Consider the following 10,464-nt stretch of genomic DNA (forward strand, 5'->3'; position numbering starts at 1 on the left):
TAGATTTAGGCGCTGCTGCGCCAGCGGTTTTTCCTGCCGTTGCGCTTTCTGAATCCACTGTACAAAACCCACCCCAGTTTTGGGCACCCGCACCTTGATGGCCAACCCGCTGATACCTACTAGCGCTGTGGTTCCGGCCGCGGCCGTTCTTTCCCGCGCCGCCGCGCCGCGGGTGCAAGCCATTGATATTGTGCGGGGCTTGGTGATGGTTATCATGGCCCTGGACCACACCCGCGACTTTTTCAGCCCCACGTCCGTGCGGCCCGAGGACGTATCCCACGCGCCGGCTCTACTGTTTCTCACGCGCTGGACCACGCACTTCTGCGCCCCCACGTTCGTGTTCTTGTCGGGCTGCAGCGTGTACCTGTACGCGGAAAAGCGGCCAAACCGGGCGGCCGTCAGCGGCTTTCTGCTCGCCCGGGGCTTGTGGCTGATATTGCTGGAAGTAGTGCTGCTCACCTTTATCCTGAGCTGGAGCCATAACCTGACCTTGCTGCTGGTTATTTGGGCCATCGGGGCCGGTATGGTGCTGCTGGCGGGGCTGATGTGGCTGCCCCGGTGGTGGCTGACGGGGCTAACTTTCCTGATCCTCGCCGGACACAACCTGCTGCCGAACCTGGCGCCCGTGACGGCGGACAACGCCGGGTGGGCGCTGCTCCGCAACGGACCGTTCGTGTTGCCGGTGCTGGGGCAGCCGGTGCTGGTGGCGTATTCGGTGGGGCCGTGGCTGGGCGTGTTGCTAGCGGGGTACCTGGTGGGGCCGTGGTTTAAACGGCCGTTGCCCGAGCGCAACCGGCGCTTGCGCTGGGCGGGCTCCGCGCTGCTGGGGTTGTTTGTGGTGATGCGGGCCATCAATGGGTACGGTGACCCTACGCCCTGGAGCGTACAGCCGCAGGGCCCGCTGCACACGGTGCTCTCGTTTGTCAACGTCACCAAGTCGCCGCCGTCCTTGCTTTTTGTGAGCCTCACGCTTGGCGTTGCGCTGCTGGTGCTCAGTGGGGCAGAAACCGCTTCCGGCCGGCTTAGTCAAGTCCTGCGCACCTTCGGGCAAGTGCCGTTCTTTTATTACCTGCTGCACTTTGCGCTCCTGAGCAGCGCGGCTTGGGCGTGGACAACGTTGGCTTTTGGCCAGGCCATAAACCTGGCATTTGCTTCTCCCAAAGATTGGCCCGCCGCATATGCGCCCGATTTGGGGCGGGCTTACCTGGTGTGGGGGCTGGTGGTGTTAGTGCTGTACGGGCCCTGCCGCTGGTACCAGCGTTTCAAACAGCGGCATACCTATTGGTGGCTGTCGTACCTGTAACGGGACGCGTTAAGAAAGCAAAAACCCACGGGTCAAAGCCGGCCCACTGCACCCCGCGTCCTCTGACGCCCTGGCATTGCATTAGCCTAGGCATGCCCCGTGCCGATAGCGGAGCGGGATAGAATTCCGCTAGCCGACTTCGCGCTCCGTCAAGGAGTTTAGCTCAGGGCGTCAGCCATCCGTTGGAGTCGAACCAATTGTGCAGCCGCCCCGTCCAATCGTCTTTGGTGGTTTTGTTGTGCAGCCCGAAGCCGTGCCCTCCCTTGGGGTAGAGGTGCATTTCGGCCGATACCCCGTGGCGCAGGCAGGCCTCGTAGAAACGCAGGCTGTTCTGCACTTTCACGGTCGGGTCGTCGGCGGCGTGCACCAAAAAGGTAGGCGGCGTTTGGGCCGATACCTGCTGCTCGCCGGAGTAGAAGCGGATTTGCTCAAGCGTGGGTGCGGCCCCCAGCAAAGCGGTGCGCGAGCTGGCGTGCACCAGGCTGTCGGTAAAGCTGATGAGGGGATACACCAGCACCAAAAAGTCGGGACGCACGGAGGCGTTGCTCCCGGGGCTGCCGGCTGGCTTGGCGAAATGCGTACCCGCCGTGGCGGCCAAGTGCCCACCGGCCGAAAAGCCCATAACGCCGAGGCGAGCGGGGTTCACCCCAAACTGCGCCGCCTGCTGGCGCACCAACCGCAGGGCTTGTTGCACATCGAGCAAGGGGGCAATGGTTTTGTCGGGCTGGCTCTGATCGTTGGGCAGGCGGTATTTGAGCATGAACACGGTCACGCCCATCGCGTTGAAGCGCTGGGCTATGCCGGCCCCTTCGTTGTCGATGGCAAGGCGGACGTAACCCCCGCCCGGGCAAACGATAATGCCCGTTCCGTTGGCCTTGTCCGGCGGCGCCCGGAACACGGTCAACGTGGGCTGCACGACGTTGGAAATGCGTGTGCCCCCGTTGGGCAGGGTGACAACGGTTTCCGTTACGTCGCTAGGCTTGGAATTCGGGACGGTGCCTTGGTAAAGGGGCATCGTAAAGTGGCTCTGGGCCGCCAGCAGGCGGGCGCAGGCGAGCGTGACGAGGAGCGAGTACCATTTTTTCATGGGTGGATTCTCGAGTCAGCCCGTAGCGGGCGGGGAGCTTTGCGAAGAAGCGGAGGGCGATACAGCTTAGCATAGTGAGGTTGCCCACCCGCCTAGGCCCAAGTAAGCAGGAGCCGGAGGGCTTTTTGCCGGCGTTAGCGCGGAGAGGCCGCGGTGGAGGCGCGCACGATCAGTTCCGATTTCAGCTCCAGGCTGTGGGTGGGCAGAATCGGACGGTTCTTGTTGACGGCCTGAAACAGAATCCGGGCCGCTTCCCGGCCGATGTTGTACGCCGGCTGGGTGATGGTGGTCAGGGGCGGGTCGAGCAGTGCGGCCATTTCCAGGTTGGAAAAGCCGATAACTTTCACGTCGGCGGGGATGGCGCGGCCCAGGTTGCGGCAAGCTTCGTAGCTGCACATCGCCAGGCTCTCCACGCAGGCGAAGATGCCGTCGATGGCCGGCCGGTGGGTGAGCAGGGCTTCGATGGCCTGGATGTCCTCGGGCTTGCTGAGCTGGGCCGGCACCACCAGCGTCTCGTCGTAGGGCAGGCCGAAGTCGCGCAGGGCGTCGATGTAACCGTGCATGCGGCGGCGGCTGATGGTGAGGCTGCCGGCCAGGGTGAGGTGGGCCACGGTGCGGCAGCCCGCGTCGAGCAGGTGCCGGGTGGCCTTGTAGCCGCTCTCGTAATCGTCGGTGGTCACCTTGGCCGTATCCATGTCGGCGTGCACACGGTCGAAAAAAACCATGGGAATGCCTCGCTCCCGCAACAGGTCCAGGTGGTTCAGGTCGTGGCTGCGGCTGGCCACCGAGAGCAGCACGCCGTCGACGCGGCCGCCGGCCAGCAGCCGCACAATAGAGGCTTCGCGCTGGTACTCCTCGTGGGTGAGGTAGATGAGCACGTGGTAGTTGTTGCCGCGGGCAATTTCCTCGATGCCGTTGATGGCCAGGGAAAAGAAGTGATTGGCCACTTCCGGGATGACGACGGCGATGGTGCGGCTTTTGTGCCGGCGTAGGCTGCTCGCATAGGGGTTTGGCTCGTAGTTGAGCTTGTTGGCCAGCTCCCGCACCCGGTCCTTGGTGGCCTGCGCGATGTCATACCGGTCGTTGAGGGCACGCGAGACGGTGGCAATGGAGAGGTTCAGTTCCTCCGCGAGTTTCTTCAGGTTCACCGGTTTCATATTTCAAGGTAACGAAGGGAAGCAGGCACGCACTACCGGGCACCCGGGCACGGCCGTAAAACGAGCCATTTTTTACGGAAAACCCGGCGCAAATCAGCCAACGTGTATTTTGGTTTTCGTCAAACATGTAGGGTTTAAAATACTGACGATTAAAGCATTATCAACCTATTCAACTATTATAAGGTAAGCCTGAAAGGGCTAAGGAAAGGGGCCCAAAACACCGTAAACGTTTACGTAAATAAAGTTGGGGTATCCTGATTTACGGCGGACAGATTTGTGGACCTTACCCCAGGATTTCCCACTTAGCTTCTTTCCACAATGCAAAAAACCGTTACCCTTTTGCTGCTGCCGGCCGCGCTGTTAACCGGTTTAACAGCCCAGGCGCAGACCCGACAAGTTTCGGGCGTGGTCGTTAACGGCGCCGACAAAACGCCGCTGCCGGGGGTGTCGGTGGTGGTGAAGGGCACCACCACGGGCGTAGCTACCGACCCCAACGGCCAGTTCAGCCTGACGCTACCCGCCGAGGGCAGGCCGGTACTGGTGTTTTCCTTTGTGGGCTTCGCTTCCCAGGAAGTAACCGTGGGTTCCGGCGGCACGGTGGGCCCGGTAACGCTGCAGGAGGCAACCACGGCGCTCAACGACGTGGTGGTGGTGGGCTACGGCACCCAGCGCAAGCGCGACCTGACGGGCTCGGTGGGCTCGGTGTCGGCGGAGCAGGTAGCGGAGGTGCCCATTGCCCGCGCCGACCAAATTTTGCAGGGGCGCGTGAGCGGGGTGCAAGTGACGCAAACCAACTCCGAACCGGGCGGCAACGTGTCGGTGCGCATCCGGGGCACGAACTCCATCAACTCGGGCAACGAGCCCTTGTTCGTGGTCGACGGCTTTCCGGGAGCGGGCGACCTGAACTCCATCAACCCGGCCGACATCGAGAGCATAGAGGTGCTCAAAGACGCCTCGTCCACGGCCATTTACGGCTCGCGCGGGGCCAACGGCGTGGTGCTCATCACCACCAAGAAAGGCAAGGCCGGCAAGAACAGCGTGAATGCCGAAGTGTACTCCGGCGTGCAGATTATCCGCAAGCAGTACGAGCTGATGAACGCGCAGGAATATGCCACCTACCTCAACGAGGTGCGGGCGCAAACCAACGCCACTACGCCCCCACTGTACACCCAGGATCAGATCAACCAGATGGGGGAGGGCACCGACTGGCAGGACGCCATCCTGCGCCGCGCCCGCATTAGCAACTACCAGGTGGGCTTTAACGGCGGCACCGAAGAGACGCGCTACAACTTGAGCTTTAACTATTTCGATCAGGAGGGCATCATCTTGAACTCCGGCTTTCAGCGCGGCACCGTGCGCCTGAACCTGAACAAGAAAATCAGCCGCAAGCTCAGCCTAGATTTCAGCAGCCAGGTGGCAGGCACGTTCGAGAAGCGGGCCTTCGTCAACTCCCAGGGCGGCTCCTTCGGGGGCGTGCTGCTCGACGCGCTTCGCTTCAGCCCCATCAACCCCGTGTACGATGCCAACGGCATCTACACCTTCTCCAACACGCCCGTAACGGACGTGGACGACGTGGGCAACCCGGTGGCTTACGCGGAGAAAGTAAAAGACCGGCGCAGCACTGCTCGCGGCCTGCTGAACGTGGCCGGCAACTACGAGCTGGTGAAGGGCCTGACGCTGCGCGTAACCGGCGGCCTGGACTACAACAACCAGCAGCAGGAGCTGTACCGGCCCTCCGACATCTTCCTGGGCCGCAACACCGGCGGTTCGGCGTTCCGCGGCAGCGTGAGCCGCTACAGCTGGGTAAACGAAAACACGCTGACCTACGACCGGCAGCTGAGCCCTAACCATGCCCTGAACGTGGTGGGCGGCTTCTCGGCGCAGCGCTTTTACGGGGTGGATTTCAACGCCCGCACCAACAACTTCTTTACCAACGACCTCGGCACCGACAACCTGGCGTTGGGCGCCAGCCCGCTGCCGCCCACCTCGGGCCGGTACTTCAACTCGCTGGCCTCCTACTTTGGGCGCGTCAACTACCGCTTGTTTGAGAAGTACCTGTTCACGGTCACCATGCGCGCCGACGGCTCCTCGCGCTTCGGGCCGAACAACAAGTGGGGCTACTTCCCCTCGGCGGCCGTGGCCTACCGCCTCATCGACGAGAAATTCATGCAGCGCTTCACGGCCCTTTCAGACCTGAAGCTGCGCCTGAGCTACGGCGTGACCGGCAACCAGGAAATAGCCAACTACCAGTCATTGGCCCGTTACGACGTGGCGGCCTACGCCTCGGGCAGCGGCCGCTTGGTAGGATTGGCCTCGCAAAACATCGAAAACCCAGACCTGCGCTGGGAGTCCACTGCTTCCGGCAACGTGGGCCTGGACCTAGCTTTGTTCCAGAACCGCATCGTGTTCACGGCCGACTACTACCAGAAGCAAACCAACGACCTGCTGCTGTTCGTGAACACGCCGCCCACCACGGGCTACCCCAACGTGCTGGTGAACGTGGGCAAGGTGGGCAACAAGGGCCTGGAGCTGGCCTTGAGCACCACCAACGTGGAGCTCGACAAGTTTTCCTGGACCAGCAACCTAAATTTCTCGCTGAATCGCAACAAGGTGCTGTCTCTGGGCGAGGGCGAAACCGAGCGCCTGGTGGGCAGCTCCAGCACCAGTTTGTTTCCGGGCGGCACGGGCTTCACCAGCATCCTGCGCGTGGGCCAGCCCATCGGCTCGTTTTACGGCTACGTATTCGACGGCATCTACCAAACCCAGGAGGAAATCAACGCCAGCGGCATCCGCACGCCCGTGGTGCGCCCCGGCGACCCGCGTTACCTGGACCTGAACGGCGACGGCAGCATCACCGGCGCCGACCGTACCATCATCGGGCAGGCCCAGCCGGACTACATTTTCGGGGCTACCAACAACTTCAAGTACGGTGGGCTTACGCTGAGCGTGTTTGTGCAGGGCGTGCAAGGCTCCGACGTGCTGAACCTGAACCGCTACGAGCTCGAGTCGGGCATTACTTCCACCAACAAACTCAAATCGGTGGTAAACCGCTGGAACGGCCCCGGCACCAGCAACACCATCCCGCGGGCCAACAGCGTGCTGCGCCGCAGCACCGGCATCGTGAGCGACGTGGTGGAGGACGGCTCCTTCGTGCGCCTCAAGACCGTGACGCTCAGCTACGCCCTGCCCAAGCTGGGCATCGTCAAGTCATCGAGCGTGTACGTGACGGCCCTGAACCTGGTCACCTGGACCAAGTACTCGGGCTACGACCCGGAGGTAAACTCCTTCGGCAACGAGAACCTAAGCCTCAACACCGACTACAATGCCTTCCCTACCACCCGCTCCTTTACGGCCGGCGTGCGCGTGGGCTTCTAGACTCTTTCCCTCCGACCTGGTATCGACATGAAAAAGACTTTGCTTCTCTGCGCCCTGGCTACGCTGGGCCTGGGCGGGTGCGAAAAATTCCTGGAAGAGCAGCCCGCCGACTTTGTGGCCAGCGAGAACTTCTACCGCAACGAAGGCGACGCCGTGGCCGCCCTGAACGGGGTGTTCAGCACCATGCAGCCGCAGGTGTACTTTGGCCGCACCGTGTGGCTGATTACGGAGCTGCCCACCGACCTGGTGCGCGTGGGCTCGGCCACCGACGAGCGGGCCCTGCTCTCGCGCTTTGCCTACAACGCGACGCTGACCGAAATCAGCAACTGGTGGACCAGCTCGTACCGCCTGATCAACCGGGCCAACGACGTGATTGAGAAAGTGCCCGGCATCAGCATGGACGAAGCCAAGCGCAACAACCTGGTGGGCAACGCCCGCTTTCTGCGCGCCATGGCCTACTTCGACCTGGTGCGCTGCTTCGGCGACGTGCCGCTGCGGCTCACCAGTGTGCGCAGCCCCAACGAAGAACTGCGCCAAGCCCGCACCCCGCTGGCCCAGGTGTACGAGCAGATTATCCTGGACCTGCAGTTTGCCGAAGCCAACTGCCTGCCCGAAAACCTGATTCCGGCCGGCGAGAAAGGCCGCGTCTCGAGCGGGGCAGCGGCCGCCCTGCTGGCCAAGGCCTACCGCACCCGCGCCACCACCAGCGCCCAGCAAGCCGAGGACAACCAAAAGGCATTGGAGGCCTGCAACCGCGTCATCGCCTCGAACCGCTATTCGCTGCTGCCCACTTACGGCGACGTGTTCCTGCCCGACCGCGAAAACGGGCCCGAGCACATCTTTTCGGTGCAGTTTGATTTGCCGCCCAACACGGGCAACATCATCGTGCGCCAGTTTCTGCCCACGCAGCTGCAAGGCTTGGGCTCGTTCACGGTGGAAGACGCTTTTGCCGCCTCGTACGCTACCACCGACGTGCGCCGGGCCTGGAACATCAGCAACGTAGCCGGCTCCACCACGCTGCCTCGCTTTTACTTCAACAAGTTCCGCGACGACCGGCGCGCCGGCAACGACTCCCGGGCCAACTGGCTCGTCACCCGCTACGCCGACGTGCTGCTGCTGCGCTCGGAAATCCTGAACGAGTTGAACCCCGCCGGCACCGATAAGTATATCAACATCAACCAAGTGCGGCTGCGCGCCGGCCTGGCCGCCCTGCCCACCACGCCCACCACCCGGGAAGCGTTTGTGGACCTGCTGCTGCGAGAGCGGGCCTGGGAGCTGTGCATCGAAGGCCACCGCTGGTACGATTTGGTGCGCCTGGGTCGGCTGCTCCAGGTGCGCAAACCCGCGGCCATCCAGCCCAATGCCGTGGACCCGAAATACCTTTTGTTCCCGATTCCGCAGTCGGAGCTGCTGCTGAACCCGAACGTAACCCAGAATCCCGGGCATTAACGGATGCAGTACGCGGGCAAGTGGTGGGGGCTGATCTGGGGCCTGTTGTTGGGGGGCGCGGCGCAAGCGGCGGCCCCCAACACCCTGCGGCTGCTCGACTCGGCCGCCATGACGGCTTACCGGGCCGCTTACCGCCGCGGCAGCCTCGCCGAAACGCAGGCGGTGCAAGCCGTACTCCGCCAGGCCGATCAGGCTTTGAAGCGCGGCCCCTACACCGTGACGGACAAAAAGCAGCTGCCGCCCAGCGGCGACCGGCATGATTTCGTGTCGCAGGCGCCGTACTTCTGGCCCGACCCGCGCAAGCCCGGCGGACGGCCCTACATTCAAAAAGACGGGTTGGTAAATCCGGAAAGTCAGCAGCTAAAGGATGCCGAGCACTTGAGCAAGCTGTGCGAGGACGTGAAAGCCCTGGCCCTGGCGTATTACTTCACAACTAGGCAGCCGTACGCCGCCCATGCCGCGCGCCTGTTGCGGGTGTTCTTTCTGGACCCGGCCACGCGCATGAACCCCAACCTGAACTTTGGGCAGGGCATACCGGGCACGGCCCCAGGCCGCAGCTACGGCATTATCCGCACCCGCCACCTGGTGGACGTGCCGGAGGCGCTGGGGCTACTGCGCGGCAGCCCCAGCGCGGACGCGGCGCTGGAAACCGGCTTGAAAACCTGGTTTCGGCTCTACACCCGGTGGCTTACCAGCAGCGAGCTGGGACGGGAAGAAGGCCGCAGCTCCAACAACCACGGCACGTTCTACGACGTGCAGCTGGTCAGTTTTGCCCTGTTTACCGGCGACTCGGCCCTGGCCCGGCGCACCATCCACACCCAAACCCTGCCGCGCCTCGCGGTGCAGCTGGCCCTCGACGGTGCCCAGCCGCTGGAGTTGGCGCGCACCCGCCCCTGGAACTACACTACCATGAACCTGCAAGGCTGGGTACAGCTGGCGGTGCTGGCCCGGCACGTGGGCGTGGACCTCTGGCACTACTCCACCCCCGACGGCCGCGGGCTGCGCCCGGCCGTGGCCTGGTTTAAGCCTTACCTGCTGAGCGAAAAGCAACTGGACCGGCCCGATGCAGCGCCGGCCAATCACACCACCATTTTGGCGCTCTACCACCACGCCGCGCCCCACTACCCCGAACTGGAAGCCGCCTTGGTACTGGCGCGTTACCCCGATTTTATTCCTACTCCATGGACGCTGTAATCAATTCCAAAACTTCCCCGAACGGGGTGGCGCACCCAAAACCTCCCAATTTGCCCGACCCCACCAGCATTAGCGCAAGCTTTTCCCTGCACGGCAAGGTCATCGTCGTAACCGGCGGCACGGGCATTTTGGGCCAGTCCTTTGTCAACGGCATTGCCGAGGCCGGCGGCACGGTGGTTATCCTGGGCCGCAACCAAGCGGTGGCCCACGAGCGGGCCGAAGCCGTCAAGGAGCTGGGCGGCCAAGCCCTGGCCGTGGTGGCCGACGTACTCGACGAAGCGCAGTTGGAAGCCGCCTGCGACCGGGTCGTGAGCACCTACGGCCGCATCGACGGGCTGGTAAACGCCGCCGGCGGCAACGGCCCCGACGGCGTGCTGGACCCCACCGACAACGTGTTCCGGATGAACTTGGCCGGCATGAAGCGGGTGATGGACCTGAACCTCTGGGGTGCCATCCTGCCCACGCAAGTGTTCGGCGAATCCATTGCGCACTCGGGCAACGGCAGCATCGTCAACATCTCGTCCATGAACTCCAAGCGGGCCATCACCAAGGTGCTGGGCTACAACATGGGCAAGGCCGCGCTGGACTGCTACAACCAGTGGTTTGCCGTGGAAATGGCCCACCGCTACGGCGACCAGATCCGCATGAACGCGCTGGCGCCGGGCTTTTTTTTAACCGAGCAAAACCGCAACCTGCTCACCAACCCGGACGGCACGTTCACCGAGCGCGGCGAAAAAGTTATCCGCCAGACGCCCTTTAAGCGCTTCGGCCACCCCGATGAGCTCAAGGGCGCCCTGGTATGGCTGCTCAGCGACGCCTCAAAATTTGTGACGGGCTCCATGATCTGCGTTGACGGGGGATTTTCCATCTTCGGCGGCGTGTAAAACAGCCTCACCGCG

At 63.2% G+C, this 10,464-nt stretch carries 7 protein-coding genes; 5 read left to right on the forward strand and 2 right to left on the reverse strand.

Annotation, left to right across the window (positions count from 1 at the left end; genetic code table 11):
* The first annotated feature begins 79 nt into the window (after positions 1-79).
* A complete protein-coding gene (locus ABD903_RS08510) occupies positions 80-1,303 on the forward strand; it encodes an acetyltransferase domain-containing protein (RefSeq protein ID WP_345223248.1) in 1,224 nt (407 codons plus the stop codon).
* 163 nt (positions 1,304-1,466) lie between these two features.
* Here the strand turns inward: ABD903_RS08510 and ABD903_RS08515 are convergent, their stop codons facing one another.
* Together ABD903_RS08515 and ABD903_RS08520 are read right to left on the reverse strand one after the other, a co-directional pair.
* Positions 1,467-2,390 (reverse strand): alpha/beta hydrolase, encoded by a 924-nt coding sequence (locus tag ABD903_RS08515; RefSeq protein ID WP_345223251.1) that lies wholly within the window; start codon positions 2,388-2,390, stop codon positions 1,467-1,469.
* Positions 2,391-2,524: 134 nt separating this feature from the next.
* Positions 2,525-3,547: a LacI family DNA-binding transcriptional regulator gene (locus ABD903_RS08520; RefSeq protein WP_345223254.1), complete on the reverse strand. Its 1,023-nt coding sequence runs from the start codon at positions 3,545-3,547 to the stop codon at positions 2,525-2,527.
* Between the two features lie 318 nt (positions 3,548-3,865).
* Between ABD903_RS08520 and ABD903_RS08525 the strand changes: the two genes are divergently transcribed.
* Genes ABD903_RS08525 through ABD903_RS08540 form a run of 4 tightly spaced genes read left to right on the forward strand, consistent with a single transcriptional unit; the run spans position 3,866 to position 10,449 of the window.
* The gene (locus ABD903_RS08525; protein WP_345223257.1) at positions 3,866-6,922 is read left to right on the forward strand and encodes a SusC/RagA family TonB-linked outer membrane protein; all 3,057 of its coding nucleotides are present in this window, start codon (positions 3,866-3,868) and stop codon (positions 6,920-6,922) included.
* A gap of 27 nt (positions 6,923-6,949) precedes the next feature.
* Positions 6,950-8,371, forward strand: coding sequence for a RagB/SusD family nutrient uptake outer membrane protein (locus tag ABD903_RS08530; RefSeq protein ID WP_345223259.1), 1,422 nt, complete (start codon positions 6,950-6,952; stop codon positions 8,369-8,371).
* 3 nt (positions 8,372-8,374) lie between these two features.
* Positions 8,375-9,565, forward strand: coding sequence for an alginate lyase family protein (locus ABD903_RS08535; RefSeq protein WP_345223261.1), 1,191 nt, complete (start codon positions 8,375-8,377; stop codon positions 9,563-9,565).
* Positions 9,553-10,449, forward strand: a complete 897-nt coding sequence (locus ABD903_RS08540; RefSeq protein ID WP_345223263.1) for an SDR family oxidoreductase — start codon at positions 9,553-9,555, stop codon at positions 10,447-10,449. The genes ABD903_RS08535 and ABD903_RS08540 overlap by 13 nt, the downstream gene beginning before the upstream one ends.
* Positions 10,450-10,464 lie beyond the last annotated feature (15 nt).

The organism is Hymenobacter koreensis (assembly GCF_039541855.1).
GTDB classification, from domain to species: domain Bacteria; phylum Bacteroidota; class Bacteroidia; order Cytophagales; family Hymenobacteraceae; genus Solirubrum; species Solirubrum koreensis.